Genomic DNA, 26,275 nt, shown 5'->3' with positions numbered 1-26,275 from the left:
CCATGGGACGGGTCGTGCTGGTCACCGGGATCTCCCGGGACATCGGGCGACGATTCGCGCGCGCCGCGGCCGGCGACCCGTCCATCGATCGAGTCATCGGGGTCGACGTCGTCCCGCCCCGGGGCGACATCGGCGACGTGTCCTTCGTCCGCGCGGACATCCGCAGCCCGGTCATCGCCAAGGTCCTCGCCAAGGAGGACGTCGACACCGTCGTCCACATGAGCGTGATCGCGACCCCTGGCTCGGCGGGTGGTCGCGGGACGATGAAGGAGCTCAACGTCATCGGCTCCATGCAGCTGCTCGCTGCGTGCCAGAAGTCGGCGACCGTCCAGCGCCTGGTCGTGAAGTCGACGACCACCGTCTACGGCTCCGGTCCGCGCGACCCGGCGATGTTCACCGAGGACATGGGCCCCAAGCGGCTCCCGTCCTCGGGCTACGCCAAGGACGTCTTCGAGATCGAGGGCTACGTCCGCGGGTTCGCCCGCCGGCGCCCCGACGTCGACGTGACGCTGGTGCGCGCCGCCAACGTCATCGGGCCCCACGTGTCGAGCCCGCTGACCAACTACTTCCGCCTCCCGGTCGTCCCGCGGGTGCTCGGCTTCGACCCCCGCCTGCAGTTCCTCCACGAGGACGACCTGATGCGGGTGCTGCGCCACGCCGCGACGACCGGCACCACCGGCACCTTCAACGTCGCCGGCGACGGGCTGCTGACCCTGAGCCAGGCCGTACGCCGTCTCGGCACGCCGTCGGTCTCGCTGCCGCGGTTCGCGGTGGGGCGCCTGGGCGCCACCATGCGCCAGGCCCGCCTCTCGGACTTCTCGCCCGAGCAGCTGGGGTTCCTGACCTACGGTCGTGGTGTGGACACCACCCGGATGCGCACCGAGCTCGGCTTCGAGCCGGAGTACACGACCGCCGAGGCGTTCGCGGACTTCTGCCGCTCGATCGCCCCGCAGCGGTCGGTGGTGGCGCAGCGTCGTGAGGAGGCCGTCGGTGGCTGAGGAAGCCGGCGAGCGCGCCCGCGAGGACGCCGTCGTCATCCCGATCGGCACCGGCGGCCGCCCCGGTCGTGGCAGCGGCCGGTCGCGCCCGTCGTCGGCCGCTCGCGACCTCGCGCCCGGCGCGGCCCGTCCGGCCCCGCGGAAGAAGGCGCGCCCCGCGCCGCGTCCGGAGCCGCAGTCGGCGCCCGCTGCCGAGGAGCCGCCGCGCCCGGCCGCGACGGCCGAGGAGCGCACCCCGGACACCGGCATCCCGGTCGGCGACTGGCTGGTCGCCCTCCAGGGCGCCGCCCACGAGGTCTTCGGCGACGACTGGGAGCGCCGGCTCGCCGAGCTGATGGCGTTCGCCCGCCGCCGGCTCGAGGGCGACTACGAGGTCGACGACTACGGCTTCGACCGCGAGCTGACCGAGCGCTTCTTCATGGCGGCGCTGCGCCCGGTCGCGGAGAAGTGGTTCCGGCTCGAGGTGCGGGGGCTGGAGAACATCCCCGCCGAGGGCGGTGCCCTGGTCGTGTCGAACCACTCCGGCACGGTGCCGGTCGACGGCCTGATGACGATGCTCACGGTGCACGACCACGCCGGCCGCTTCCTGCGCCCGCTGGGGGCCGACCTGGTCTTCAAGCTGCCGGTCGTCAGCTCGCTGGCCCGCAAGGGCGGTGCCACCCTGGCCTGCAACGAGGACGCCGAGCGGATGCTGTCCGGCGGTGAGCTCGTCGGCGTGTGGCCCGAGGGCTTCAAGGGCATCGGCAAGCCGTTCAGCGAGCGCTACAAGCTGCAGCGCTTCGGGCGCGGTGGCTTCGTGTCCGCGGCCCTGCGCACCGGCGTGCCGATCATCCCGCTGTCGGTGGTCGGCGCGGAGGAGATCTACCCGCTCGTGGGCAACGTCCCCGCCCTCGCTCGTCTGCTGGGGGTGCCCTACATCCCGATCACGCCGTTCTTCCCGTGGCTGGGGCCGCTCGGGATGGTGCCGCTGCCGTCGAAGTGGATCCTGGAGTTCGGCGAGCCGATCCGCACCGACTCCTACGACGCGACGGAGGCCGAGGACCCGATGCTCGTCTTCAACGTCACCGACCAGGTCCGCGAGACCATCCAGCACACGCTCTTCGACCTGCTCGACGAGCGCGGCGGCGCCTTCGGCTGACCCGCTCGGTCAGGGGAGGATCCCGCCGGTCGCGTGGGTCAGGGTGTTGCCGGTGACCCCATCGACGGTGCCGGTGACCTCGCTGATCAGCCCGCCGGTGGCGTCGTCGACCGAGCCGGTCAGACCGCCGACGGCGCCGCCCGTGAGTCCGTCGACGCCCTGGGTGATGGTCGAGGTCGTGCCGGTCACGGTCTCGGTGACGCCCTCGGTCACCTCGGTGATCGTGCCGCCACCGGGCTTCGTCGGGCTGGCGGTCGGGACGGACGGCAGCGGGGTGCCGGGGGTGCCGGGGGTGGTGGGCGCGGCCGTCGGCTGACCGGTGGGCTGCGCGGTCGGGGACCCGGCCGAGGGGAGCAGTGCCGGCGGGACCGTCACGCCGGTGAGGTCCTGGCCGGACAGCGGCGCCGTCTCGAGCTGGAGCTGGTCGGCGTCGAGGCCGGCCAGCAGGTCGGTGGCGGGTGCGCTGGTGAGCAGGAACGGGGGCGTCTCGGCCACGCCGCCCGTGCAGCTCAGGCACGCAGCACCGGCCTCCTGGTCGAGGTCGGCCAGCATCTGCCCGGCGGCGACGAGCTGGTCGCGCGCGCTCTCCGGGATCGCGGACTCGAGCGCGTCGAGCCGGTCGAGGCTCGAGGAGGTGAAGTCGCGGACGTGCTGGGCGTCGGCGGTGGTGCCACTCGCGTCGTAGGCCGTGAGCAGGCTGCGTGCTCCCTCGCTCGACTGCTGCGTGAACGCGTCGAGGGTCTCGGGCACCAGCTGCTCGCGGCCACCGTCGGCGGCCAGCTCCTCGAGCTCGTCGAGGCGTGTGCCGGCCTGGGCGAGCAGCGTACGGCCGCGGGCTGCGTCGTCGTCGGCGAGGCGCACCTGCGCCGACTCGATGCCGCGCTTGACGCCGTAGAGCGACTCACCCGGCAGCGAGGACTGGGACGCGACGGCCATGGTCGCCGCCGCACCGACCATCGCGACGCCGCCGAGCACCGCGCCGAGGCGGCGCTGGCGCGGGCGCGAGGTGGTGGGCATCGCGAGCCGCTCCGGGGCGGCGGGCTGGCGCACCAGGACGGTGTCGGCCTCGGCCATCAGGCGCGAGCGCAGGTCGCTGACGAACTCGGCCCGCGGCTCGGGACCGGGCACCGCGCGCAGGTCGGCCACCACCTCGAGCAGCGCGGCGAAGCGCTCGGCCTCGCGGTCGGTCAGTCGCGCCTCGGGCCCCCGGGAGAGGAGGGCCTCGAACTCGTCGGCACGTCGGCGTGCCGAGAAGGCGGGTGTCATCGCGCTCGTCCTGTCTCACGGGTGGTGCTGGCCGTTCCTCCCACCCGGACGAACGAGGCAGGAGTGGCAGGGGTTACGGGGTGTGTCACGCGTCTCTCAACCCCTCCGGCAGCAGCTTGGCGAGGTTGCGGACCCCGCGCAGCTGGAGCTGCTTGACGGCGCCGTCGCTCCGCTCGAGCGCGCGGGCCGTCTCGGCGATCGACAGGCCCTGCAGGAACCGCATGACCAGGCACTCGCGCTGCTCGGTCGGCAGCTCGGTCAGCGCCTGCAGCAGCACCTCGTTGGTCAGGCCCGCGATCACCGCGCCCTCGGGGCCCTCGGTCGCGTCGTCGTGCGGCGTCATGTCCTCGGTGGACATCTCCAGCCGCGTCCGCCCGGCCTTGAAGTGGTCGGTGGTGAGGTTGCGCGCGATGGTCATCAGCCAGGCGCCGAAGTCCTTGCCCTGCCAGCGGAAGCCGTTCATGCTCCGCAGCGCCCGGAAGAAGGTCTCCGAGGTGAGGTCCTCGGCCAGCGTCTGCGAGCGCGTGCGGTAGTAGAGGAAGCGGTAGACCGAGACGTGGTAGTGGTCGTAGAGCAGCCCGAAGGCCTCCTTGTCGCCGGACCGGGCCAGCTCGACCAGGGCGATCAGCCGGTCGCGCTCGGCCGCGTCGCCCTCGGACGACGCCGCGCGGTCCTCGTCGCCGTAGGGCCGGGGCCGCTGCCGCCGCTGCCCGCCGGGACCTGGGCGGTCGCCATGAGCAGGACCTGCGGCGCGAGCACGGCCGCGACGGCGCGGCGGAGCTCCTCGAGCCCCTCCTCGACCGTTCGTGGTCGTGCGTGCAGCCGTGGCATCCGGCGTCCCCTCCCAGTGACGTGCCTCCCACGATAAGCGGAGGGGCCGCTCTTGTGAACCCGCGAGTAACTACGAGTTACGCGTCGTTCGGGCGCCGGGCACCGCGGACGCCCATGCCGGCGGCGACCGCCCCGGAGAGCGCGCCGGCCACGGCCGCGGCGGTCAGCCCGGCGCGCGCCGCCTTGCGTCCGGTGCGGTAGTCGCGCACCCGCCAGCCGTGGGCGCGGGCGTGCGCCCGCAGGCGGGCGTCGGGGTTGATCGCGCAGGGGTCGCCGACCAGCGAGAGCATCGGCAGGTCGTTGCTGGAGTCGGAGTAGGCCGAGCACCGCTCGAGGTCGAGGCCCTCGCGGGCGGCCAGCGCCTTGACCGCCTCGGCCTTGGCCGGGCCGTGCAGGAGGTCGCCGACCAGCCGGCCGGTGTAGACGCCGTCGACGTGCTCGGCGACCGTGCCCATCGCGCCGGTGAGACCGAGTCGCCGCGCGATGACGCTCGCGATCTCGATCGGCGCCGCGGTGACCAGCCAGACCCGCTGGCCCTCGTCGAGGTGCAGCTGGGCCAGGGCGCGGGTGCCCGGCCAGATCCGGTGGGCCATCGCCTCGTCGAAGATCTCCTCGGTCAGCTCCTCGAGCTCGGTCGTGGTGTGCCCGGCGATGAAGGAGAGCGCCGACGAGCGCGCCTCGGCGACGTGCTCGGGGTCCTCCACGCCGACGACCCGGAAGTAGGCCTGCTTCCACGCAGCCGAGGCGATCTCGCGGGTGGTGAAGAACTGGCGCCGGTGCAGCCCGCGCGCGAGGTGGAAGATGCTGGCGCCCTGCATGATCGTGTTGTCCACGTCGAAGAACGCCGCAGCGGCCGCGTCGCTCGGGGTGGAGAGGGCGGTCTCGACCTCGGCGGAGGCCGCCGCGGCCTCGCCCGCGAGGCGCGAGCGCTGCTGCAGGTTGAGCCGACGGGGGCGCTCGGACGGGGTCACCCGAGCAGCGTAGCTGTGGAAGGATCGCGTCATGCCGCGCTCCGACGTCTCCGCACTCGTGGCCGACGCAGCTGCCGACGTGCCCGACCGCCAGGCCCTCGTGGAGACGGCGGGGCGGTCGATGACGTGGGCCGCGCTGGAGGACGAGGTGGCCCGGGTGGCCACCGGTCTCGGCCAGCAGGGGATCCGCGCCGGTCAGCGCGTGATGATCGCGATGACCAACCGGATCGAGTTCGTCACGACGTACCTCGGGGTGCTGCGCGCCCAGGTCGTCGCCGTCCCGGTCAACCCGCGGTCGGTGCCCGGGGAGGTCGTCCGCATGGTGGTCGACTCCGGCACCCGGATGGTCGTCGCGGACGCCGGCTCGCTGGACGTCGTGCGCGCGGCCGTGGCCGGGCTCGGTGACGCCGCGCCCGCCGTCGTGGTCGTCGGGGCGGAGCCGAGCGGGTCGGAGCTGCCGTACGCGGTCCTGCGCGCCGACGTGGTCCGCCCGGTCCCGCCGCTGCCCGACCCGGAGAAGCTGGCGGCGCTGCTCTACACGAGCGGGACGTCAGGCACCCCGCGCGCCGCGATGCTGACCCACCGCGCGCTGCTGGCCAACATCGAGCAGGTCGCGGCGGTCGAGCCGCCGATGATGCACGGCGACGACGTCGTCCTCGGCGTGCTCCCGCTCTTCCACGTCTACGGCCTCAACGCCGTGCTCGGCGGGGTGCTGCGCCACCGCGCGCGGCTGCTGCTGGTCGAGCAGTTCGAGCCGCAGGCGGTGCTGGACCTGATCGACGACGAGGCGTGCAGCGTCGTCCCGGTCGCGCCGCCCGCCTTCGGCCACTGGCTGCCCGACGAGCACCTGCGCGAGCGGCTCGGCCCGGTCCGGCTGGTGCTGTCGGGGTCCGCACCGCTGGAGCCCGAGGTGATCGAGGAGTTCACCGCGCTCACCGACATCCCCGTCCACCAGGGCTACGGCCTCACCGAGGCGGCGCCGGTGGTCACCTCGACGCTCTGCAGCCCTGCCCCGCGGCCCGGCTCGGTCGGTGCGGCGCTCCCGGGCATCGAGCTGCGGCTCGTCGACGGCACGGGCCAGCCGACCGGCGGCGAGGACGCGGGCCGGATCGAGGTCCGCGGCGACAACCTCTTCAGCGGCTACTGGCCCGACGGGTCCGACGGCCCGCGCGGGGACGGGTGGTACGCCACCGGCGACGTCGGGTTCCTGGACGCCTCGGGCGACCTCTACCTCGTCGACCGGGTCAAGGAGCTGGTCATCGTCAGCGGCTTCAACGTCTACCCGACCGAGGTCGAGGACGTGGTCCGCGAGGTCGACGGCGTCACGGAGGCGGCCGTCGTCAGCGTGCCGGACGACGCCACCGGCGAGGCGGTCGTGGCCTACGTCGTCGCGCCCGGCGCCGACCGGGACGCCGTGGCCGACGCGGTGCGCGCCCACTGCGGCGAGCGCCTCGCCCGGTTCAAGCAGCCGACCCGCGTCGAGGTCGTCGACGAGCTCCCGCTCACCGTCACCGGCAAGGTCCAGAAGGGCCGGCTGCGGGGGCTGGAGCGACGCCGCCAGCTGGGGCTGCTCGAGTGAGCGCCTCGCGCGTCACGCTCTACACCCGCCCCGGGTGCCACCTCTGCGACGACGCCCGCGTGGTCGTCGAGCGGGTGTGCGCCGACCTGGGCGAGGACTACGACGAGGTCGACATCACCACCGACCCGGATCTCGAGGACAGGTTCGGCGAGGAGATCCCGGTGACCTTCGTCGACGGGCGCCAGCACGACTTCTGGCGCGTCGACGAGGCACGCCTGCGCACGGCGCTGGGCTGAACCTCACACGCCGGGCGGGATGCGTGCCCCGGCGCGCGGCGTTGGGCCGGACGTGAGGCTCTCCCTGCTCGACCGGTCGCGCACCCGCGCCGACGCCCCCGACGCCGAGGGGATCGAGGCGACCGTGGCGCGAGCCGTCCACGCGGAGCGGGTCGGCTACGAGCGCTTCTGGGTCGCCGAGCACCACGCGGTCCCGGGGATCGCGTCGGGCAGCCCGGCCGTCCTGCTGGCGGCGATCGGCGCGCGGACCTCGCGCATCAGGATCGGCTCCGGCGGCGTGATGCTGCCGCTGCACCAGCCGCTCGTCGTCGCCGAGCAGTTCCTCGTCCTCGAGGCGATGCACCCCGGCCGGGTCGACCTCGGCCTCGGGCGTTCGCTCGGCTTCACCGCCCCGGTGCGCAGGGCGCTGCGCCGCGACCACGACGTGCCCGACACCTTCGAGGCCGACCTGCGCGAGCTGCGCGACCACCTCGCCGGCACCGGGGAGGTCACCGCCCGCCCGGCCGCGCCGGCGCCCGTCCCGATGCACCTGCTCGCCACCGGCCAAGGGATCGCGCTCGCCGCCCGGCTCGGGCTGCCGGTCGTCGTGGGCGGCCCGGTCCTCGACTCCGACGAGATCGGCCCGGCGCTGGCTGCCTACCGCCGCGACTTCGTCCCGCACCTCGGCAGCGCGCCGCGGGTGACGGTGTCGCTCGACGTCCTCGTCGCCGACGACGACGCGACCGCCCATGAGCTCGCGCTGCCCGAGGCGTGGGCGATGGCCCGGTCGCGCCGGACCGGCGAGTTCCCGCCGCTGGAAGGTCCGTCGGCCATCCGGGACCAGCCGTGGCCGGACCAGGTGCGTCGCCGGGTCGAGGAGTCGCTCGACCGTGCAGTGGCCGGGTCGCCCGCCACGGTCCGCCGCCGGCTCGAGGCGCTCGCGGAGGGCACGGGAGCCGACGAGCTGCTCGCCAGCAGCTCGACCTACGACCGCGACGCCCTCCTCGCGTCCGACCGGATGCTGCGCGAGCTCCTCGGCTGAGGGCTCGCGCCCTCGTTGGTCGAGGCGCACCTCGTTGGTCGGGGAAGGACGAAGTCCTGTCACGAGACCCACGAGATCCACTGTCGGACGGTGGTGCTGGGATCGGCGGATGATCGAGGTCTCCGTCGGCGCCCTGGTGCGGGACGGACGCGTCCTGCTGGCCCACCGCAGCCCGCACAAGCACGCGTACCCCGACACCTGGGACCTGCCAGGCGGCGTCGTCGAGCCGGGGGAGTCGCCGGTCGCGGGGCTGGTCCGCGAGCTGCGCGAGGAGCTCGGGGTGGAGGTGGCGGCCGTCTCGGTCGAGCCGCTCTGCGAGGTCACGGTCTCGCCGGCAGGCGAGCCGGTGCTGCTGCGTGCCTGGCTGGTCCGGGAGTGGCACGGCGAGCCGGTCAACCTCGCGCCCGACGAGCACGACGACCTCGCCTGGTACGGGCTCGACGAGCTGCCGCCGATGGGCCACCACGCGGTGCGCGACGCGCTGGCCGCGGGCCCGGGGCAACCGAACGGGGGGTCTCGCCGGTCCTAGGGTCGACAGCGGAGGAGGGGACACGTGCGAGAGCCACCGGGGTTCCGTGAGTTCGTCGAGGCGCGCTCGCCCGCCCTGCTGCGGACGGCGTGGATGCTGACGGGCGACCAGGCCGCCGCCGAGGACCTCCTCCAGACGGCCCTCGCCCGGACGTGGCCGCACTGGACGCGCGTCGTCGACGGCCACCCGGACGCCTACGTGCGGAAGGTGATGGTGCGGGTGCACGCGAGCTGGCGCGCCCGGCGGTGGAACCGCGAGGTGCCGACGTCCGACGGCGAGCCGCACGAGCCGGGCGCTCCGGCGTCCGTCGACGACACCGCACGGGTCGACGACCGGCTCGCGCTCCGCCAGGCGCTGCTGGGGCTGCCGGTGCGGCAGCGCCAGGTCGTCGTCCTGCGCTACTTCGACGACCTCTCCGTCGACGCGGTGGCCGACGTCATGGGCTGCTCGGCGGGCACCGTCAAGAGCCAGGGCGCCAAGGGTCTCGCGAAGCTCCGCCAGGCCCTCGCCGCCACCGAACCCGACCGAGCGAGCCGACGATGACCACCGACGAGCTGACCGACCTGCTGCGTGACCTCCCCCCGGACATGCGGGGACCCGCCGACCGCTTCGCGGCCGTGGAGCGGCGGGCGCGCCGGCGGGCACGCACGACCGCCGCCGCCGTCACCGGTGTCGTGGCCGCGGTCGTGGTCGCAGGCGGCACCGCGGTGCTCACCGCGGGCACACCGACGACCGGCACCGGGCCCACCGACCTCGCCACCCAGCCGCCGTCGCCGAGCCGCAGCGCGGGGATCGACACGTCGCAGCCGCTGCCCGGGGCGACGACCGCGGTCCCGCTGGGCGATGCGGTCGTCGTCACCCGCACCGGCACGTCCACCGTCGAGCTCGGCCCGCGCCCGACGGGCGCGACCGCGGCCAGGGTGTCGGTCGCCTGCCTGACGGCCGGGCGGATCGCCTACCCCGACGGGTCCTCGGTCGAGTGCGACGGTCCGGCGTCCGACGCCGAGGTCGCCGACCCCGCCACGAACAACTACGCGATCGTCGACCTCCCGGCTGGCCGGACGTCGCTCACCTTCACCGCGCGGGACGGCGTGGGGTGGAAGGTCGTGGCCGCCTGGGTCCGGACCGAGACGTCGGAGTGGGGCGTCAACGCCAAGGGCGAGACCTACGGCGTCCAGCGCGACGGCAGGTCACCCGACCTGCTCGCCGTGGTCACCACCGACGGCCGCCAGGGCTACGCCTACGTCGAGGAGCTCGACGGCGGACCGCCACCCACCTCGCCCGCCGACGCGCTGGCCCAGCAGGAGGCGGACGCGGGGGTCAGGCGGTCCGTCCCGGTCTACGAGTCCGACGGCGAGACGCTGATCGGCGAGTTCCTCGTGGGCTGACGACCGCGCCCGGCGGGCTCGACCTAGGGTGCCGCCATGGATCCGTCACGCGAGGTCATGGAGTCGTCCCGGCCGCCCAGGCCGCCCCGGCCGTTCGACCCCTCCGAGCAGCCGAGCGACGACCGACGCTCGAAGGCGCTGCTGTTGGTCATCGCGCTCGCTGCCGTGGCGGCCGCGACCTTCACGGGGATCGGTGCGTGGGAGCAGCACCGCGAGCGCGTCAACAACGAGGTCATCTACTGCACGCTCGTGTTCGACAACGGCACCGGGTCGGGGGACCAGCGTTCCCCGGAGACGGCCGGCGAGCGGGCGCTCGCCGACCAGCTGAACTGCTGAGCGGTGGTGTGCGGACGGGCCTGCGATAGCCCGTCGGAGGGGCCCGGCGCAAGTTCAGGCGACCCCGGATGAGGTGGGTCTTCTCACATGTGCTAGCCCGCCTCGTCGACGTTTTGTTCTCCCGTTCACAAACTCCTACAGTGGCCGAGCCAGGCGATCCCCGTCACCTGGCTGGAGAGAAGTTCGCTGTGACCGCACGGAACCCCGACTCCGCCCGGGACATCCCCGAGGCGACCGTCGCGCGGCTACCCGTGTACCTGCGTGCCCTGACCGGCCTCGCCGACGACGGCACCACCACCTGCTCGAGCGAGGAGCTCGCGGCGGCGGCCGGCGTCAACAGCGCCAAGCTGCGCAAGGACCTCTCCTACCTCGGGTCCTACGGCACCCGCGGGGTCGGCTACGACGTGGAGTACCTCCGCTACCAGATCGCCCGCGAGATCGGCGTGACCCAGGACTGGCCCGTGGTCATCGTGGGGATCGGAAACCTCGGCCACGCCCTCGCCAACTACTCCGGCTTCCGCAGCCGCGGGTTCCGCGTCGTGGCGCTCCTCGACGCCGACCCCGCGCGCCACGAGGAGGTCGTCGCCGGCCTCGACGTGCGGTCCTTCGAGGACCTCGAGTCGATCGTCGGCCAGCACGCCGTGTCGATCGGCGTCATCGCGACCCCCGCGGTCGCCGCCCAGGCCGTCGCCGACCGGATGGTCGCCGCCGGCATCACCAGCATCCTGAACTTCGCGCCGACCGTGCTCGCGGTCCCCGAAGGCGTGGACGTGCGCAAGGTCGACCTGTCGATCGAGCTGCAGATCCTCGCCTACCACGAGCAGCGCAAGTCGGTGGTCCCCGCCGAGGAGGTGGCGAGGTGAGCGTCCTGGTCGTCGGGATCTCCCACAAGTCCGCGCCCGTCGAGGTGCTCGAGCGGCTCGCGCTCGACGCCGACGGCACCTCCAAGCTGCTCGCCGACGTCATGGGCGGCGACCACGTCTCCGAGGCGACCGCGATCGTGACCTGCAACCGCCTCGAGGTCTACGCCGAGGTCGACCGCTTCCACGGCAGCGTCGAGGACGTCTCCGGCCTGCTGGTCGCCCGCGCCGGCGAGTCGACCGAGGCGCTGCTGCCGCACCTCTACGTCCACTACGACGAGGGCGCGGTGTCGCACCTGTTCCAGGTCGCGTCCGGCCTCGACTCGATGGTCGTCGGCGAGGGCCAGATCCTCGGCCAGACCCGCGACGCCCTGCGGATCGGCCAGGAGCACGGCACCGTCGGGCCGGCCCTCAACACCCTCTTCCAGCAGGCGCTGCGCGTCGGCAAGCGCGCCCACGCCGAGACCGACATCGACCGTGCCGCACCGTCACTCGTCACCGCGGCGCTCGACCGCAGCACGCGCCCGGTCGCCGGGTCCCGCGCGGTCGTCGTCGGTGCCGGCGCCATGGCCTCGCTGGCCGTGGCCCACCTGGCGCGCGGCGGTGCCGAGCGGATCGCGGTGATCAACCGCACCGCCGCCAAGGCCGAGCGCCTCGCCGCCGACTACGCCGCCACCGCGGTGCCGTTCGCGGACCTCCACGACGAGGTGCGCGACGCCGACCTGGTGATCTCGTGCACCGGCGCGCGCGGCACCGTCGTACGCCTCGCCGAGGTGGCCGCCGTCCGCAGCGGCGTGGAGCGACCGCTCACCATCGTCGACCTGGCGCTGCCGCACGACGTCGACCCCGCCGTCGGCGAGCTGCCGGGCATCCAGCTGATCAGCCTCGCCGGGCTCGCCGACGAGCTCCGTGGGCTCGAGGCCACCGCCGGCGTCGAGGACGTCCGCAGCATCGTCGGCCAGGAGATCGCCGCGTTCCTCGCCGTGCGCCGGCAGGCCAGCGTCACGCCGACCGTCGTCGCGCTGCGCTCGATGGCCACCTCGGTCGTCGACGCGGAGATGGAGCGGCTCGCCGCGAGGCTCCCGGGCCTCGACGAGGCGACCCGCGCCGAGGTCCTCCACACCGTGCGCCGCGTCGCGGACAAGCTGCTCCACGAGCCCACCGTCCGGGTCAAGGAGCTCGCCGACGCCGAGCCCGCCAGCTCCTACACGGCGGCGCTCGCCGAGCTGTTCCGCCTCTCGCCCGACGCGGTCGACGCCATCTCGCGGGTGGAGGGCCAGCCATGAGCACCGCACCCCTGCGCCTCGGCACCCGCGCCTCCGCGCTCGCCACCACCCAGTCCGGCCACGTCGCCGAGCTGGTGCGCGAGCGCCTCGGACGCGAGGTCGAGCTCGTCGAGGTCGCCACCGAGGGCGACGTCAACCGCGCGCCGCTCGCGAGCATGGGCGGCACCGGCGTGTTCGTCAGCGCGCTGCGCGACGCGCTCCTCGACGGCCGCGTCGACCTCGCCGTCCACTCCCTCAAGGACCTCCCGACCTACCCGGCCGACGGCATCGCGCTGCCCGCCGTGCCGCCGCGCGAGGACCCCCGCGACGTCGTGGTCGCCCGCGACGGGCTGACCCTCGGCGAGCTGCCCGTCGGCAGCCGCGTCGGCACCGGGTCGCCGCGCCGGGTGAGCCAGCTCGCCGCGCTCGGCCTCGGCCTCGAGCTGCAGGGCATCCGCGGCAACGTCGACACCCGGATCCGCAAGGTCCGCGACGGCGAGGTCGACGCGGTCGTCCTCGCCCGCGCCGGCCTGGCCCGGCTGGGTCGCCTCGACGAGGCGACCGAGGTGCTCGACCCGCTCCAGATGCTCCCGGCCCCCGGGCAGGGCGCGCTGGCGATCGAGTGCCGCTCGGCCGACACCGACCTCGTCGAGCTGCTCGGCCGGCTCGACGACCCCGCCACCCGCGCCGCGGTCACCGCCGAGCGCGCGGTGCTCGCCGCCCTCGAGGCCGGCTGCTCGGCGCCGCTCGGCGCGCTCGCCGACGTCGTCGAGGGCGACGACGGCGAGGAGCTGTGGCTGCGGGCGGTGGCGCTGTCGGAGGACGGCGGGCTGTCCGTGCGGATGAGCCTCTCCGGGCCGGTCGCGGACGCCGCGGCCCTCGGAACCCGCCTCGCGAGCGACATGCTCGCCGAGGGAGCAGCAGACCTGATGACTGCACCACCAGAGCAGGTACCACCAGTGAGGAAGCAGCACGCATGACGCGAGTACAGAAGCCGCAGGCCAGCACCACCGACGCCAAGGCGGCGGCCCCGGGCTGGGTGTCGTTCGTCGGCAGCGGTCCCGGTGACCCGGGGCTGCTGACGCTGCGCGCGGTCGAGCTGCTGCGGGCCGCCGAGGTCGTCGTCACCGAGGCGCCCGAGCACGTCGACCTGGTCCGCACCGTCCTCGGTCTCACCGAGGGTCCCGACGGCGAGTGGGACGGCCCGGAGGTCGTCGACGGCGGCTTCGGCGAGGACGGCCAGCCGCTGACCCACGCCGCCCGCGCCAAGGTGGTCGTGCGCCACGGCAAGAAGCAGCGCGTGGTGCGCCTGATGACCGGCGACCCGTTCCTCTACGCCTCCGGCCCCGAGGAGGCGCAGGCCTGCGTGAAGGCCGGCGTCGGCTTCGAGGTCGTGCCGGGCGTGTCGTCGGTGAGTGCGGTCCCGGCCTACGCCGGCATCCCGCTGACGACCAAGCGCCACAAGGAGATGGCCGTCGTCACCTGCGGCGACAAGGTCGACTGGAGCGCCTACGCCGACGACCGCACGCTCGTCCTGCTCTCCGGCGTGGGCAGCATCGGCGAGACCTCCGCCGCCCTCATCGAGGCCGGCCGCTCGCCCGAGACGCCGGTCGCAATGACCCGCGTCGGCACCACGACCGAGCAGCAGACGCTCATCTCCACCCTCGCCACCGTCGCCGCCGACGCCCGTGCCGCCCGCATCGCGCCGCCGGCGATCACGGTCATCGGCGACGTCGTCGACCTGCGCGAGACCCTCTCGTGGTTCGAGACCAAGCCGCTCTTCGGCTGGCGCGCGCTCGTCCCGCGCACCAAGGAGCAGGCCGGCTCGCTGTCGCGTCGCCTGCGCGAGTACGGCGCGGTGCCCGAGGAGGTGCCGACCATCTCGGTCGAGCCCCCGCGCAACCCGCTCCAGATGGACAAGGCCGTCCGCGGCCTGGTCGAGGGCCGCTACGAGTGGATCGCCTTCACCTCGGTCAACGCGGTGAAGGCCGTCCGCGAGAAGTTCGAGGAGTACGGCCTCGACGCCCGCGCGTTCTCCGGTCTCAAGATCGCCGCGGTCGGCGACAAGACCGCCCAGGCGATCGCCGACTGGGGCCTGCGCGCGGACCTGGTGCCGTCCGGCGAGCAGTCGGCCGCCGGCCTGCTCGCGGACTGGCCGCCCTACGACGAGGTTCTCGACCCGATCAACCGGGTCTTCCTGCCCCGCGCCGACATCGCGACCGAGAACCTCGTCGCCGGCCTGGTCGACCTCGGCTGGGAGTGCGACGACGTCACCGCCTACCGCACCGTGCGCGCCACCCCGCCGCCGGCGCCGGTGCGCGACGCGATCAAGACCGGCAAGTTCGACGCCGTCGTCTTCACCTCGTCCTCGACCGTGCGCAACCTCGTCGGCATCGCCGGCAAGCCGCACCCGTCGACGATCATCGCGGTGATCGGCCCGCAGACCGCCAAGACCGCCGAGGAGCACGGCCTGCGGGTCGACGTCCTCGCCCCCACTCCCGACGTGGAGGTGCTGGTCGACGCGCTGGCCGACTTCGGCGCCGCCCGCCGCCTCGCGATGCTGGAGAACGGCGAGGTCGTGACCCGGCCGAGCGAGCGGACCGCCTCGGGCCGCCGCAAGAGCCGCGCCGCGAAGTAGTAGGCGTAGCCGCGCGCTCCGCGCCTGGCGCGGCGCCCAACCACCCACGAGCGGTGGCCCACCCACACTTCGTACGTCTCGAATGCGGGTGGGCCACCGCTCGTTCGGTGTGTTGCCGGTGACACGCCGACCGGCGGTGGCGCACCCACAGTCCGAGCGTGCGGAACGTGGGTGGGCCACCGCTCTGACCAGCGCTGCGAGAGGATGGATGCCGTGACCGAGGAGATCAACGTCCAGGGCCCGCTCGTCCGACCCCGCCGGCTGCGTCGTACGCCGGCGCTGCGGAGGATGGTCGCCGAGACCCACGTCGCGCCGAGCTCGCTCGTCCTGCCGGTCTTCATCCGCGAGGGCCTCGACGAGCCGCGGCCGATCTCCTCGATGCCCGGTGTCGTGCAGCACTCGCGCGACTCGCTCCGGGCCGCCGTCACCGAGGCCGCCGAGCTCGGCCTCGGCGGCGTGATGCTCTTCGGCATCCCCGAGCACAAGGACGCCACCGGTTCGGGCGCCATCGACCCCGGCGGTGTGCTCAACCTCGCGATCACCGACGTGGTCGCCGAGGTCGGCGACCAGCTGACCGTGATGTCGGACCTGTGCCTCGACGAGTTCACCGACCACGGCCACTGCGGCGTGCTGACCCCCGACGGCGAGGTCGACAACGACCGCACCCTCGTGGCGTACGCCGAGATGGCGCTCGCGCAGGCCGCCGCCGGCGTCGACATGGTCGGCCCGAGCGGGATGATGGACGGCCAGGTCGCGGTGATCCGCGAGGCGCTCGACGGCGCCGCCCACAGCCACGTCTCGATCCTGGCCTACTCCGCGAAGTACGCCTCCGCGTTCTTCGGGCCCTTCCGCGAGGCGGTCGACTCCTCCCTGCAGGGCGACCGCCGCACCTACCAGCAGGACCCCGCCAACGCCGTCGAGGGCGTCCGCGAGGTGCTGCTCGACATCGAGGAGGGCGCCGACATCGTCATGGTGAAGCCAGCCCTGGCCTACCTCGACGTGATCCGCCGGGTCCGCGACGCCGTCGACGTCCCGGTCGCCGCCTACAACATCTCCGGTGAGTACTCCATGGTCGAGGCCGCCGCCGCCCACGGCTGGATCGACCGCGAGGCCGCGATCCTGGAGACCCTCACCTCGATCCGCCGCGCCGGCGCCGACGTGATCCTCACCTACTGGGCCTCCGAGGCCGCCCGCCTGCTCCGCGCCTGACCCCCCCGCTGGTCGAGGAGGTCGCGCAGCGACCGTCACGAGACCCCTCGGACGTGGCTGGGCGGCGGATCAGGTGGGCGGGTTTCGTGACAGGACTTCGTCCTTCCTCGACCAGCGGGGGGAGCGGCGATCGTTGGTCGAGGAGGTCGCGCAGCCCCCCCGTCGGTCGAGGAGGTCGCGCAGCGACCGTCACGAGACCCCTCGGACGTGGTCCGACGACGGCGTCGGGCGGGGTCTCGTGACAGGACTTCGTCCTTCCTCGACCAGCGGGAGCACAGGACTTCGTCCTTCCTCGACCAGCGGGGAGCGACGGCTTGCGCCCGTTCCTCCACAGATGTCGTCACGCCACTGCCGTGAGGACGGACGCGCGAGGAGGCTGGAGCGGTGCCTCACGTCTACATCCTGCGCTGCGCGGACGGCAGCTTCTACGTCGGCAGCACCCGGGACCTCGAGCGTCGGCTGAGCGAGCACGTCCTTGGTCTCGGCGCGGCCTACACCCGGCGCCGGCGCCCGGTCGTCCTGGTGTGGGCCGGGGAGTACGAGCGGGTTCGATGAGGCGTACGCGATGGAGAAGCGCATCCAGGGGTGGTCCAGGGCCAAGCGGATCGCGCTCATCGAGGGGCGGACCGACGAGCTCCCCGGACTGGCGAGCAGGAGCTGGGTGTCAGTACGGGCCCGCCGCCCGCCGGACGGTCCGGGCTGAGGGGTCTCGTGACAGGACTTCGTCCTTCCTCGACCAGCGGGGGCTGAGGGGTCTCGTGACAGGACTTCGTCCCTCCTCGACCAGCGGGGGCTGAGGGGTCTCGTGACAGGACTTCGTCCTTCCTCGACCAGCGGGAGCACAGGACTTCGTCCTTCCTCGACCAGCGGGGCTGACCAGCGAGGACGGTCAGGGGTTCATCAGGTTGTTGATGCAGGCGTTCAGCGCCGGGAGGTCGAGGGCGGAGATCCCGCTGGCGAGGCACTGGGCCTGCGCCTGGGCGTAGGTCAGCGTCTCGGTGATCGGCGGGACGGTGACCGTGGGGAGCGGCGGCAGCGTGGTCGGGATCGGCAGCGTGGGCGTGGCGGTCGGCGTCGGCGTGGGGGTCTTCGTCGGCGTCGGGGTGGGCGTGGGTGTGGGCGTCTTGGTCGGGGTCGGAGTCGGGGTCGGCGTGGGAGTGGGGGTGCCCTTGCCGCCCTTGCCTCCCTTCCCGCCCTTGCCGCCGCCGGTGCCGCCGTAGGTCCCGCCGGTGGAGCCGCCCTTGCCGCCCTTGCCGCCCTTGCCGCCGGCCTTCCCGCCCTGGGGCCCCTGGGTCTCCGGGAGGAGGGTGCCGGTGGGCGCGGAGCCGGGCACCGCCTCGAAGTCGCCGTCGAGGTAGGCCTGCATGACCTCCAGCACGAGGTCGACGTAGGCGTTGGAGTGGTTGTAGCGGTAGACCGCGGCCCGCTGGCCCTGCTCGGCGGACAGGTCGTCGTCGCCGGAGCACAGGTAGACCGCGGTGGCGAGCGCGGCGTCGTCGATGTCCTGCGGGTTGCGGGTGCCGTCGCCGTCGCCGTCGACCCCGACCACCGACCAGGTCGACGGGATGAACTGCATCGGGCCGACCGCGCGGTCGTGGCGGGCGTCGCCGTCGTACTGGCCGCCGTCGGTGTCGGCGATGTCCTGGGTGTCGTTCTTGCCGTTGAGCGCGATGCCGTAGATCCCCGGGCGGGCGACGCCCTGGTCGTCGAGCGCGTTGCCGCCGTAGCGCCCGTGGTCGCTCTCGACCCGGCCGATCGCGGCGATCAGCTCCCACGGCAGCTTGCAGCCGCGGTCGGCCTCGTTGATGACCGCCTCGGCGCGCTGGTACGCCGCGAGCGCGGCCTGCGGGATGCTGCTGGCGCTGCCGGGGGAGAGGGCCTCGGCGCGGGTGACGGCGTCGCCGACGCTGGCCGGCGCCTCGACCGCCTCGCTCGGCACGACCGTGCCGTCGGGGAGGGTGCCGGACCCGTCGGCGTCCGCGCTCGCGGTGCCGGCGCCCACGCCCGAGAGGCTCGCCGTCCACGCGACGGACAGCAGCGCGAGCGGGACGATCGCCGTCGCGCGGTGCACTCGGCCGAATGTCGACATGTGGTGGTCCCCCCTGTGTGACGCCGCTCCCATGATGCCCCCTCCGGGCTCCGTTACACCACCAACGGGGAGGTGAGGTGGAGGTTACGCGCGTGCCTCGTGTGGCCCAGTCCACACCGGGGCACCCGGGGGCCGGTGCCGAATGGGTGGTCCTTGCCCGGCTGGGCGACAATGAGCCGGTGACCTCCGCGACGACCCGTCCCACGACCGCGGCCAGTGCAGCCCTCTTCGAGCGCGCGCGGGCCGTCACCCCGGGAGGCGTCAACTCACCCGTCCGGGCCTTCACCGCGGTCGGCGGCACGCCGCGCTTCATCACCTCGGCCTCGGGCGCCTGGCTGACCGACGCCGACGGGCAGCAGTACGTCGACCTGATCTGCTCGTGGGGCCCGATGCTGCTCGGCCACGCCCACCCCGAGGTGCAGGCCGCGGTCGTGTCCGCGGTCGGTCGCGGCACGTCGTACGGCACGCCCACCGAGCCGGAGGTCGAGCTCGCGGAGGAGATCGTCGCCCGCACCCCGGTCGAGCGGGTCCGCTTCGTCTCCTCCGGCACCGAGGCGACCATGTCCGCGATCCGCCTCGCCCGCGGCGCCACGGGTCGCGACCTCGTGGTGAAGTTCGCCGGCTGCTACCACGGCCACGTCGACCCGCTGCTCGCCGAGGCCGGGTCGGGCGTCGCGACGCTCGCCGTGCCCGGCACGAGCGGCGTCCCCGCCAGCTCCGCCGGCGAGACGCTGGTCCTGCCCTACAACGACCGCGACGCCGTGCGCGCCGCGTTCGAGGCGCACGGCCCGCGCATCGCCTGCCTGATCACCGAGGCCACGCCGGGCAACATGGGGGTCGTCCCGCCCGCGCCGGGCTTCAACGCCTTCCTCGCCGAGACCTGCCGGGCCCACGGCGCGCTGTTCATCAGCGACGAGGTGATGACCGGCTTCCGCGCCACCGCGCAGGGCGGCTACGGCCTCGACGGCGCCGTCGAGGGCTGGGTGCCCGACCTGATGACCTTCGGCAAGGTGATGGGCGGCGGCTTCCCCGCCGCGGCGTTCGGCGGCCGCGCGGACCTGATGGCCCACCTCGCGCCCGAGGGCCGGGTCTACCAGGCCGGCACGCTGTCCGGGAACCCGGTCGCGACCACCGCCGGCCTGACCACCCTGCGCCTCGCGACGCCCGAGGTCTACGACCACCTCGACGCGACCGCGCAGACGATCAAGGAGGCCGCCTCGGAGGCGCTCACCGCGGCGTCCGTCCCGCACACGGTGCAGACCGCCGGCACGATGTTCTCGGTGTTCTTCCGCGGCGAGCCGGTGCACGACTTCGCCCAGGCGTCCACCCAGGACACCTCCGCGTACGCCGCGTTCTTCCACGCGATGCTCGACGGGGGCGTCTACCTCCCACCCTCGGCGTACGAGGCGTGGTTCGTCTCCGCGGCCCACGACGAGCGGGCGGTCACGACCGTCCTCGACGCCCTCCCGGCCGCCGCCGCGGCCGCCGCCGCGGCAGGGGGGCGCTGACGTGGGGACCCAGACGATCGTCCACCTGCTCCGGCACGGCGAGGTGCACAACCCGCGGGGCGTGCTCTACGGCCGGATGGACGGCTTCCACCTCTCCGACCTCGGTCGGCGGATGGCCGAGCGCATCGCCGACTCGATCGGCGACCGCGACATCGTGCACATGCGCACCTCGCCGCTCGAGCGGGCGCGCGAGACCGGGGCGCCGCTCGCGGCCGTGCTCGGGCTCGAGCCGGTCGTCGACCCCCGCGTCATCGAGTCGGGCAGCAAGTTCCAGGGCGTGAGCTTCGGCGCCGGCGCGCGGACGTTCCTCAAGAACCCGGGCCTGCTGCGCCACATGTACAACCCGATGAAGCCGTCGTGGGGAGAGCCCTACGACGAGATCGCCGGGCGGATGCTGGCGGCGGTCCACGACGCGCGCGACGCCGCGATCGGACACGAGGCCGTGGTCGTGTCGCACCAGCTGCCGATCTGGACGACCCGGCTCTTCCTGGAGAAGCGCAGCTACCTGCACCACCCCAAGAACCGCCAGTGCACGCTCTGCTCGCTGACCAGCATCGTCTTCGACGACGAGCGGATGGTGCAGGTGCGCTACTCCGAGCCGGCCGGCGACCTGATCCCGGTCGGCGACCGCTCCGCCCCGTTCTCCGCCGGCGGCGCCGCACAGGAGGGCCGGCCCTGACGCTCGTGCGCCGTCTCGCGGCACCCCTGGTCGCGCTCGCCTGCCTCCTCGCGCTGGCGGGCTGCTCGAGCCTGTCCGGCACGGGGGACAAGGGTTACATCACGGGCGAGGGCGTGCCCACGGAGGTCGCGATCGGCGACCGCGACGAGCCGGTCGAGCTCACCGGCACCGACCTCGAGGGCAACGAGGTCGACCTGGCCGACCTGCGCGGCACGCCGGTCGTGGTCAACCTCTGGTGGTCGCAGTGCCCGCCGTGCCGCGTCGAGCAGCCCGACCTCAACGAGGCCGCCGCCGAGCTCGGCGACCGGGTCTCGTTCGTCGGCATCAACATCCGCGACTCCTCGGTCGAGGCCGCCCGCTCCTACGTCCGCGGCTTCGACGTGCCCTACCCCTCGATCTACTCCGCGGACGGGTCCGCAATCCTGCCGTTCGCCGGGACGCTGACGCCCCGCTCGATCCCGAGCACCGTCGTCCTCGACGCCGACGGGCGGGTCGCGGCCTCGGTCCAGGGCCGGGTGCCGACCACGACGACGCTGCTCGACCTCGTCGAGGCGGTCCTCGATGAGTGACTGGTTCCAGCAGACGGCCCTGTCGGGGTCGCTCGTGCTCGCGCTGCCGGTCGCCCTGGTGGCGGGCCTGATCTCGTTCTTCAGTCCCTGCGTGATCCCGCTGCTGCCGGGCTACCTCTCCTACGCCACCGGGCTGTCGGCCGCCGAGCTCGACAGCGCGCGGCGCAGCCGGATGGTCACCGGTGCGGTCCTGTTCGTGCTGGGCTTCGCCGTGGTCTTCGTGCTCATCGGCAGCCTCACCGGCGCCGCGGGCGCGCTCTTCACCCACCGCGACCAGCTCAACGTGGTCCTCGGCGTCATCACGATCCTGCTCGGGCTCGCCTTCCTCGGCGTCTTCGGCGTGCTCCAGCGCGACTGGCGCATCCACAAGGTCCCGGCCGTCGGGCTGGCCGCCGCGCCGCTGCTGGGCTTCCTGTTCGGCGTCGGCTGGACGCCCTGCGTCGGGCCGACGCTCGGCGTCATCAACGCGCTCTCGGTCAACGAGGCCACCGCCGGCCGCGGGGCGCTCCTCGCCGGGGTGTTCGCGCTCGGGCTGGGCCTGCCGTTCATCGCCGCGGCGGTCGCCTACCGCCGCTCGATGCGCGCCTTCGCGGTCCTGCGCCGCCACCAGCTGCTGCTCATGCGCCTGGGCGGCGCGATGATGATACTCATCGGGCTGCTCCTCGTCACCGGCTGGTGGCAGCGCATCGCCGACTCCCTCCAGGCCTACGTCGTCGGGTTCACGGTGCCGGTGTGACCGACCTCCAGCGCCCCGCCACCCACGAGCGGCCCTCCGACTCGCGGCAGGCCACCGCCCTGCCGATGGAGCTCACCGTCCGCGAGCTCGCCCGCTGGACGTGGCGCCAGCTCACCTCGATGCGTACCGCGCTGGTGCTGCTGCTCCTGCTCGCGCTGGCCGCCATCCCCGGCTCGGTGATCCCGCAGGAGGACATCGACTCGCTGAAGGTCTCGCAGTGGCGCGACGACCACCCGCGGCTCGCGCCGATCTGGGACCGGCTCGACCTGTTCTCGGTCTACGGCTCGGTGTGGTTCTCCGCGATCTACATCCTGCTGATGATCTCGCTGGTCGGCTGCATCGTCCCGCGCCTGTTCGTCTACGCCCGCGCCCTCCGCGCGCGGCCGCCGAAGGCCCCGCGCAACCTCATGCGCCTGCCGGAGTCGACGTCGTACGAGACCGACGAGGACCCCGACGTCGTCCTGGCCCGCGCCGCGAAGGCGATCCGCCGGCGCCGCTACCGCGTCGACCTCGTCGAGGGCTCGGATTCGGTCGCGGCCGAGCGCGGCCACCTGCGCGAGGCGGGCAACCTGCTCTTCCACCTCGCCGTGATCGTGGTGCTCGTGGGGGTCGCCGTCGGCAGCCTGCTCGGCTACAAGGGCGGCGTGATCATGCTGGTCGGCAAGGACTACGGCTTCTCCAACACCCTGACCCAGTACGACGACTTCGCCCCCGGCAGCCTGTTCGACCCCTCGGTGATGGAGCCGTTCTCCTTCAAGATCACCGACTTCGACGTCGAGTGGATCACCGACCCGGAGAGCCGGCGCGCCGGGATGGCGCGCAAGTTCGTCTCGCACCTCGACTACCGCACCGACGCGGACGCGCCGACCCAGGAGTACGACCTCAAGGTGAACCACCCGCTCTCCATCGGCGGCACCGACGTCTTCCTGATCGGCCACGGCTACGCCCCCGTCATCACCGTCCGCGACGGCGACGGCAACATCGCCCAGTCCGGCCCGTCCGTGTTCCTGCCGACCAACGCCAAGACCTTCGAGTCCTTCGGCGTGGTGAAGGCGCCGGACGCCAAGCCCACCCAGATCGGCCTCGAGGGCTCCTTCTACCCGACCTTCGGCGGCGCGACCGACGCCACCGGCAAGCTCATCCCGCCGGCCTCGGTCTTCGGCGACGCCGTCGACCCGCTGGTGTCGCTGTTCGTCTACACCGGCGACGTCGGCCTCGACGACGGCACCGGGTCGTCGGTCTACGTGCTCGACAAGGCGAAGACCACGCAGGTCATGAAGGACGACGGCCAGCCGCTCCGGCTCGACCTGCGCCCGGGCGACACCGTCGAGCTGCCGGACGGCCTCGGGTCCGTCACCTTCGACGGCCTCGAGCGGTGGAACAAGATCCAGATCAGCCGGACCCCCGGCAAGATGGTGGCGCTGACCGGCGTCGTCCTGGCGCTGCTCGGCCTGCTCGGGTCGCTGTTCGTGCGCCCGCGGCGGCTGTGGGTGCGTGCGCGTCGTCGGGAGGACGGGAGCACACTGGTGGAGGTGGCCCGGCTCGACCGGTCCTCCGGCGGTGACCCGGAGAACGGCCGCGACGAGCTCGCCGCGATCGTAGCGGCACTTCAACAGCACAAGGACCGAGAGGTGGCAACGTGACCGACCTGCAGTGGGAGACCCTCAGCAACCAGGGCGTGGCCGCGGCCGGAGTCGTCTACTTCCTGGCGCTCCTCGCCTACGCCGTCCAGTGGGCGACGCTGCGCGACGTGCCCGTGCGCGAGGCCGAGCGGGTCGCCGCGGGCGTCGGAGGTGGCGAGAGCCGCGGCTCCGACCCGGACGACGGGGTCATCTCCGACCAGGACGTCGTGCGCGCGACCGAGCGCTCGGACCTGTTCGAGCGCCTCGGGCTCCTGCTCACCGGCATCGGCGCCCTCGCCCACCTCGTGGCGCTCGTCGGACGCGGTGCCGCAGCGGACCCCAACCGGGTGCCGTGGGGCAACATGTACGAGTTCACCCTCAGCGGCACGTTCGTCGTGGTCGCCCTCTTCCTCGCCACCACCCGCCGCTGGCGGCTCTCGTGGCTCGGCCCCGTCGTCGTCGGCTTCGTGCTCTGCGTGCTGCTCGCCGACGTGCTGTGGCTCTACGAGCCGGTCGCGCCGCTGACCGAGGCGCTGGAGTCCTACTGGCTGGTGATCCACGTCGTCGCCGCCGTGATCGCGACCGGTGCCTTCACCCTCGGCGCGATCACCTCCGCGCTCTACCTGCTCAAGGCCCGCTCCACCAAGGAGACCGGCTACCTCGCCCGGCTGCCCGAGCTCGCCGCGCTGGACCGCATCTCCTACCGGATGCACGCGTTCGGCTTCCCGGTGTGGACCTTCGGCGTGCTGATCTCCGGCCCGATCTGGGCCCATCAGGCGTGGTCGTCCTACTGGAACTGGGACCCCAAGGAGGTGTGGGCCTTCATCACGTGGGTGGTCTACGCCGCCTACCTGCACGCGCGTGCGACCGCCGGCTGGCGCGGGCGCAACGCCGCGCTGCTCGCCCTCGTCGGTGCCGCGACGCTGTGGTTCAACTTCATCGGCATCAACTTCTTCAGCACCAGCAGCCAGCACTCCTACGCCAATGGCGCGGAGGTCGAGCGCTCAGTCGTCCTCCGGGTCGCGTCGGCGCCGGTCGAGACCCCGTAGGAAGTCGGGGTCGTCGTCGGGGCCGACGACCCGCGGCGGCGGGGCCGACGGGCCACCGTCGATACGGCGGAGCGCGACGCGCACCACGAACCACACCGCCAGGGCGATGAGGAGCACCACCAGCAGGACCTTCAGCATTCCTCCAATGTAGCCAGCCCGGCCTAGTCTGGGGGCGTGAAGGAGTTCGCCGTCTACACCGCCCTGCGGATCGTGCTGTTCCTCGCCTCCTTCGGCGTGGTCGTGGGAATCATGGCGCTGCTCTCCGGCGGGACCTACAACCTGTTCTGGGCCGTCGTGCTGGGATTCCTCGTCTCGGGCATCGGGTCGTTCTTCATCCTCGACCGGCAGCGTCGGGCGTTCGCCGAGCGCGTCGAGGCGCGCGCCGCCAAGGCGTCCGCGGCCTTCGAGGAGCGCAAGGCCCGCGAGGACCAGGACTGAGCCTGCCCGTCCGGCTCCGGCTCAGAAGCCGGTGAGGCAGTACGGCGGGTCGGCGAGGTCGGCCATCGCCGCCCAGCGGGCGACCGCGTCGTCGGCGCCGTCGAGCCGCTCCGCGTGGTGCAGGGTCCGGACGTCCACGCCGCCCAGGTAGAGCGCCCCGAGCGTCTCGGCGTCGAGCGCGACGTCGGCGGCGGCCTCGGTGCGGGTCACGGTCGCGACGCCGTCGCGGGTCGCGACCTCGAAGCGTCCGGCCGCCCACCCCTGGGCGTCCGCGACCTCCAGCACGACCGTGCCGTCGGCGGCCCACGGGCGCGCCGCCAGCGCGCGCGGCACGTCGAGCAGGCGCAGCCACAGGAAGTGCCGCTGACCGGTGGTCTTCAGCCGGTCGACGTCGGCCAGGGCCCACCGCAGCGGGTCGTCGGGGTGGGCGATGTTGAAGGTGACCTTCCTGATCCGGTCCATCTGCGCCAGGAAGTCCCACAGGCCGAGCTGGGCCTCGGGGGTCGACGCGATCATCTCCTGCACGACGAGGGAGTAGTCCTCACCGTGCTTGAACACCGCGAAGCCGTCGACGCTGCGGTCGGCGGCGAGGTGGAGGGCGGTGCGGATCTTGCGGTTCGGGCCACCGGCGTCGAAGTCGAAGGTGCCGCTGTGGATGTCCTCGTACTGCACCGGCCACTCCACCGACCCGCGCTGGCGGGCGTGGAAGGTGTCGAAGACGGCCCGGACGTGCGGCCACGCGTCGGCCGGCTCGAGCAGCTCGACCCGACCGGGGTCGACGAACGAGCGCAGCGAGAAGCCGGGGGAGGTGTCGAGCTCGACGACCGTGTTGAAGGTCGACGGGCCGAAGCCCCAGCGGCCGTAGATCGTGGCCTCCGACGCGGTCAGCGCCGCGATCGGTACGTCGTGGGCGACCGCGTCGGCGAGGTCGTCCTCGATCATCCGGCGCAGCAGCCCGCGGCGACGGTGGCTGGCGCTGGTGGTGACGTCGGTGATCATCCGCAGCGGGACCAGCTCGCGGCCGGCGTTGAGGGTCTTGTCGAGGCTGGCGTAGGTCGCGACCGGCATCGGGCCGGCGGCGAACTCGCCCTCCGGGAGCCAGGCGCCGCGCACGGTGACCGCGTCCGAGCGGTAGTGGCCCACCCACTTCTCGACCAGGTCGTCCCCGGGGCTGTCCTCGCGGAACCCGCGCAGCACCGCGGTGATCCAGCCGCGGCGCCGGGCGACGGCCTCCTCGGAGTCGTCGAGGAGGTCGAGGGTCGCGTGCTGGTAGTCCACGGTCGCCAACCTAGCCAGCGGCCGTGGCGACCGGCCACGGGT

At 73.6% G+C, this 26,275-nt stretch carries 30 protein-coding genes; 23 read left to right on the top strand and 7 right to left on the bottom strand.

Annotated elements, in window-relative coordinates:
• Positions 1–2: 2 nt before the first annotated feature.
• Positions 3–998 (top strand): NAD-dependent epimerase/dehydratase family protein, encoded by a 996-nt coding sequence (locus KDN32_RS18175; RefSeq protein ID WP_211733652.1) that lies wholly within the window; start codon positions 3–5, stop codon positions 996–998.
• On the top strand, positions 991–2,136 hold the full coding sequence (locus KDN32_RS18170; RefSeq protein ID WP_211733651.1) for a lysophospholipid acyltransferase family protein: 1,146 nt from the start codon (positions 991–993) through the stop codon (positions 2,134–2,136). The genes KDN32_RS18175 and KDN32_RS18170 overlap by 8 nt, the downstream gene beginning before the upstream one ends.
• A 9-nt stretch (positions 2,137–2,145) precedes the next feature.
• Here KDN32_RS18170 and KDN32_RS18165 read toward each other — a convergent pair whose 3' ends face one another.
• From KDN32_RS18165 to KDN32_RS18150, 4 genes are all read right to left on the bottom strand, one after another.
• Positions 2,146–3,402, bottom strand: a complete 1,257-nt coding sequence (locus tag KDN32_RS18165) for a DUF5667 domain-containing protein (RefSeq protein ID WP_211733650.1) — start codon at positions 3,400–3,402, stop codon at positions 2,146–2,148.
• Positions 3,403–3,487: 85 nt separating this feature from the next.
• Entirely contained in the window at positions 3,488–3,979 is a 492-nt protein-coding gene (locus KDN32_RS18160) for a sigma-70 family RNA polymerase sigma factor (protein WP_249217401.1), read from the bottom strand.
• 47 nt (positions 3,980–4,026) lie between these two features.
• Positions 4,027–4,233 (bottom strand): hypothetical protein, encoded by a 207-nt coding sequence (locus KDN32_RS18155; RefSeq protein ID WP_211733649.1) that lies wholly within the window; start codon positions 4,231–4,233, stop codon positions 4,027–4,029.
• A gap of 77 nt (positions 4,234–4,310) precedes the next feature.
• The gene (locus tag KDN32_RS18150) at positions 4,311–5,204 is read right to left on the bottom strand and encodes an HAD family hydrolase (RefSeq protein WP_307854209.1); all 894 of its coding nucleotides are present in this window, start codon (positions 5,202–5,204) and stop codon (positions 4,311–4,313) included.
• Positions 5,205–5,235: 31 nt separating this feature from the next.
• Between KDN32_RS18150 and KDN32_RS18145 the strand changes: the two genes are divergently transcribed.
• From KDN32_RS18145 to KDN32_RS22615, 14 genes are all read left to right on the top strand, one after another.
• Complete coding sequence (locus KDN32_RS18145; protein WP_211733647.1) at positions 5,236–6,783, top strand: class I adenylate-forming enzyme family protein; 1,548 nt, start codon at positions 5,236–5,238, stop codon at positions 6,781–6,783.
• Entirely contained in the window at positions 6,780–7,019 is a 240-nt protein-coding gene (locus KDN32_RS18140; protein WP_211733646.1) for a glutaredoxin family protein, read from the top strand. Before KDN32_RS18145 ends, KDN32_RS18140 begins: the two co-directional genes overlap by 4 nt.
• A gap of 52 nt (positions 7,020–7,071) precedes the next feature.
• A complete protein-coding gene (locus tag KDN32_RS18135; protein ID WP_307854208.1) occupies positions 7,072–8,040 on the top strand; it encodes an MsnO8 family LLM class oxidoreductase in 969 nt (322 codons plus the stop codon).
• Positions 8,041–8,149: 109 nt separating this feature from the next.
• Positions 8,150–8,569, top strand: coding sequence for an NUDIX domain-containing protein (locus KDN32_RS18130; protein WP_211733644.1), 420 nt, complete (start codon positions 8,150–8,152; stop codon positions 8,567–8,569).
• A 24-nt stretch (positions 8,570–8,593) separates the two neighbouring features.
• On the top strand, positions 8,594–9,112 hold the full coding sequence (locus KDN32_RS18125) for a SigE family RNA polymerase sigma factor (protein ID WP_211733643.1): 519 nt from the start codon (positions 8,594–8,596) through the stop codon (positions 9,110–9,112).
• The gene (locus tag KDN32_RS18120) at positions 9,109–9,957 is read left to right on the top strand and encodes a hypothetical protein (protein ID WP_211733642.1); all 849 of its coding nucleotides are present in this window, start codon (positions 9,109–9,111) and stop codon (positions 9,955–9,957) included. The genes KDN32_RS18125 and KDN32_RS18120 overlap by 4 nt, the downstream gene beginning before the upstream one ends.
• A 36-nt stretch (positions 9,958–9,993) precedes the next feature.
• Complete coding sequence (locus KDN32_RS18115) at positions 9,994–10,293, top strand: hypothetical protein (RefSeq protein ID WP_211733641.1); 300 nt, start codon at positions 9,994–9,996, stop codon at positions 10,291–10,293.
• A 188-nt stretch (positions 10,294–10,481) separates the two neighbouring features.
• Positions 10,482–11,156: a redox-sensing transcriptional repressor Rex gene (locus tag KDN32_RS18110; RefSeq protein WP_307854207.1), complete on the top strand. Its 675-nt coding sequence runs from the start codon at positions 10,482–10,484 to the stop codon at positions 11,154–11,156.
• Positions 11,153–12,439, top strand: coding sequence for a glutamyl-tRNA reductase (locus KDN32_RS18105; protein WP_211733639.1), 1,287 nt, complete (start codon positions 11,153–11,155; stop codon positions 12,437–12,439). Before KDN32_RS18110 ends, KDN32_RS18105 begins: the two co-directional genes overlap by 4 nt.
• Entirely contained in the window at positions 12,436–13,398 is a 963-nt protein-coding gene (gene hemC, locus KDN32_RS18100) for a hydroxymethylbilane synthase (protein ID WP_211733638.1), read from the top strand. The genes KDN32_RS18105 and hemC overlap by 4 nt, the downstream gene beginning before the upstream one ends.
• Positions 13,395–15,056 carry a bifunctional uroporphyrinogen-III C-methyltransferase/uroporphyrinogen-III synthase gene (locus KDN32_RS18095; RefSeq protein WP_211733637.1) on the top strand — a complete coding sequence of 554 codons (1,662 nt, stop codon included), beginning with the start codon at positions 13,395–13,397 and terminating at the stop codon, positions 15,054–15,056. Before hemC ends, KDN32_RS18095 begins: the two co-directional genes overlap by 4 nt.
• A gap of 204 nt (positions 15,057–15,260) precedes the next feature.
• Positions 15,261–16,265 carry a porphobilinogen synthase gene (gene hemB / locus KDN32_RS18090; protein WP_211733636.1) on the top strand — a complete coding sequence of 335 codons (1,005 nt, stop codon included), beginning with the start codon at positions 15,261–15,263 and terminating at the stop codon, positions 16,263–16,265.
• Positions 16,266–16,649: 384 nt separating this feature from the next.
• Positions 16,650–16,820, top strand: coding sequence for a GIY-YIG nuclease family protein (locus KDN32_RS22620; protein WP_307854205.1), 171 nt, complete (start codon positions 16,650–16,652; stop codon positions 16,818–16,820).
• 10 nt (positions 16,821–16,830) lie between these two features.
• Complete coding sequence (locus tag KDN32_RS22615) at positions 16,831–16,968, top strand: hypothetical protein (RefSeq protein WP_249217256.1); 138 nt, start codon at positions 16,831–16,833, stop codon at positions 16,966–16,968.
• 186 nt (positions 16,969–17,154) lie between these two features.
• On the opposite strand, the gene KDN32_RS23025 is transcribed toward KDN32_RS22615, so the two are convergent.
• Positions 17,155–18,336: a lytic murein transglycosylase gene (locus KDN32_RS23025; RefSeq protein ID WP_307854203.1), complete on the bottom strand. Its 1,182-nt coding sequence runs from the start codon at positions 18,334–18,336 to the stop codon at positions 17,155–17,157.
• A gap of 197 nt (positions 18,337–18,533) precedes the next feature.
• On the opposite strand from KDN32_RS23025, the gene hemL reads away from it, so the two are divergent.
• Genes hemL through ccsB form a run of 6 tightly spaced genes read left to right on the top strand, consistent with a single transcriptional unit; the run spans position 18,534 to position 24,517 of the window.
• A complete protein-coding gene (hemL, locus tag KDN32_RS18075) occupies positions 18,534–19,862 on the top strand; it encodes a glutamate-1-semialdehyde 2,1-aminomutase (protein WP_211733634.1) in 1,329 nt (442 codons plus the stop codon).
• Between the two features lies 1 nt (position 19,863).
• Positions 19,864–20,541, top strand: a complete 678-nt coding sequence (locus KDN32_RS18070) for a histidine phosphatase family protein (RefSeq protein WP_211733633.1) — start codon at positions 19,864–19,866, stop codon at positions 20,539–20,541.
• Positions 20,542–20,546: 5 nt separating this feature from the next.
• Entirely contained in the window at positions 20,547–21,110 is a 564-nt protein-coding gene (locus tag KDN32_RS18065) for a TlpA family protein disulfide reductase (protein WP_211733632.1), read from the top strand.
• A complete protein-coding gene (locus KDN32_RS18060) occupies positions 21,103–21,846 on the top strand; it encodes a cytochrome c biogenesis CcdA family protein (protein ID WP_211733631.1) in 744 nt (247 codons plus the stop codon). Before KDN32_RS18065 ends, KDN32_RS18060 begins: the two co-directional genes overlap by 8 nt.
• On the top strand, positions 21,843–23,489 hold the full coding sequence (resB, locus tag KDN32_RS18055) for a cytochrome c biogenesis protein ResB (protein ID WP_307854201.1): 1,647 nt from the start codon (positions 21,843–21,845) through the stop codon (positions 23,487–23,489). Before KDN32_RS18060 ends, resB begins: the two co-directional genes overlap by 4 nt.
• The gene (gene ccsB, locus KDN32_RS18050; RefSeq protein WP_211733630.1) at positions 23,486–24,517 is read left to right on the top strand and encodes a c-type cytochrome biogenesis protein CcsB; all 1,032 of its coding nucleotides are present in this window, start codon (positions 23,486–23,488) and stop codon (positions 24,515–24,517) included. Before resB ends, ccsB begins: the two co-directional genes overlap by 4 nt.
• On the opposite strand, the gene KDN32_RS18045 is transcribed toward ccsB, so the two are convergent.
• Positions 24,473–24,655: a hypothetical protein gene (locus KDN32_RS18045; protein ID WP_211733629.1), complete on the bottom strand. Its 183-nt coding sequence runs from the start codon at positions 24,653–24,655 to the stop codon at positions 24,473–24,475. The two genes, ccsB and KDN32_RS18045, sit on opposite strands and share 45 nt — an antisense overlap.
• A 36-nt stretch (positions 24,656–24,691) precedes the next feature.
• Here KDN32_RS18045 and KDN32_RS18040 point away from each other — a divergent pair, with 36 nt between their 5' ends.
• Complete coding sequence (locus KDN32_RS18040; protein WP_211733628.1) at positions 24,692–24,955, top strand: DUF4229 domain-containing protein; 264 nt, start codon at positions 24,692–24,694, stop codon at positions 24,953–24,955.
• A gap of 21 nt (positions 24,956–24,976) precedes the next feature.
• Here KDN32_RS18040 and KDN32_RS18035 read toward each other — a convergent pair whose 3' ends face one another.
• Entirely contained in the window at positions 24,977–26,233 is a 1,257-nt protein-coding gene (locus KDN32_RS18035) for a GNAT family N-acetyltransferase (RefSeq protein ID WP_211733627.1), read from the bottom strand.
• Between the last annotated feature and the right edge of the window lie 42 nt (positions 26,234–26,275).

Source organism: Nocardioides palaemonis, assembly GCF_018275325.1.
GTDB lineage: Bacteria > Actinomycetota > Actinomycetes > Propionibacteriales > Nocardioidaceae > Nocardioides > Nocardioides palaemonis.
The sequence above is the reverse complement of the archived record's forward strand: the minus strand, read 5'-3'. Positions and strand labels throughout refer to the sequence as shown.